At 70.1% G+C, this 1,037-nt stretch carries 1 protein-coding gene; it reads right to left on the bottom strand.

What is annotated here, in order from left to right; all coding sequences use genetic code 11:
* On the bottom strand, positions 1 to 863 hold an 863-nt coding region (locus JaAD80_RS29065; protein WP_146012610.1), incomplete at its 3' end, for a TIGR04222 domain-containing membrane protein.
* Between the last annotated feature and the right edge of the window lie 174 nt (positions 864 to 1,037).

The following is a 1,037-nucleotide window of genomic DNA, read 5'->3' as shown; positions in this document are numbered from 1 at the left end:
CCGCCGCCGCCCGATGACGAGTCGCCCGCGTCGCCCGTGCCGCCGGACGAGGAGTCGCCGCCGCTGTTGTGCCGGGGCGTTGGGTACAGTTCGGCGACAAACGCGTACACAGACAAGGGCAGGGCGCCGATGCCGAAGATGGCCGCCAGCAGTGCCATGTCGGCGCTGCTGCTGCCCGCCTGCAGGCGCGCCGAGCGCAGGTTCAGGCGACCGAACAGCATGCGCAGGTCCGTCAGCAGCCGCCGCGCGCTCCAGCTGGTCGCCTGGGTGCGCAAGCCGCGCAGCATCAGCAGGAAGACCGCCAGCAGGACCGCCAGGAACAGCAGGTTGTAGTGCTGGCGGCTGATGGCGATGACGGCCTTGACGGCGGCCACCGTCAGCAGCAGCCAGTGCGCGGTCCAGGTGATGCGCTTGCGCCGGCGCAGCAGCGGCGGGCCGACCAGCAATTCCTGCCGCGTCAAGGTTTCCTGGTAGGCGCGGCATGCCGGCAGCATCGCGGCCTGCACGGCCAGCTCCTTGCTGTGGCCCTGGCGGCCCAGGTACAGCCGCAGCACGTCGCGTTCGATGTCGTGGCTGGCGAAGCGCAGGCTGTCGGCGCTGGCCGTTTCCAGCAGCGGGCCATCGGCGCGCAGCAAGCCGCGGTCGACCAGCACGATGGCGGCGATCTTCACGGCTTCGAGCGCGCCGCCGCGCAAATAGGCGATGCGGTAGGGATCATCGGCGAGCGACAGCTGGGCATGCGGATTGCGCAATTCCTGGCCGATCAGCAGCTCGCGCGCCAGGTAGTAGACGAGCAGGCCGAAGACCAGGTAGGCCAGCAGGAACCATGGCCCGCTCCAGTCAAAGGGATTGACGCCGTTCACCGCATCTGCTCCGCGTGTTCGCGCAAGCGTTCGGTGATCGTCATCAGGCCCGTGAAGGCGGGCAGGCCCTGTCCCGGCGCCAGGCGCGCCGTCTCGCGCGCGGCCGACATGGTTTGCAGGGCCGCGTGCAGGGCCGGTTCGCCCAGCTGGTCGACAAACGCTTCGAGCGCCTGC

Origin of the sequence: Janthinobacterium sp. AD80 (assembly GCF_002878455.1) — a bacterium.
Taxonomy (GTDB): Bacteria; Pseudomonadota; Gammaproteobacteria; order Burkholderiales; family Burkholderiaceae_D; genus Janthinobacterium.
This window is presented reverse-complemented; position numbering and strand designations above follow the sequence as displayed.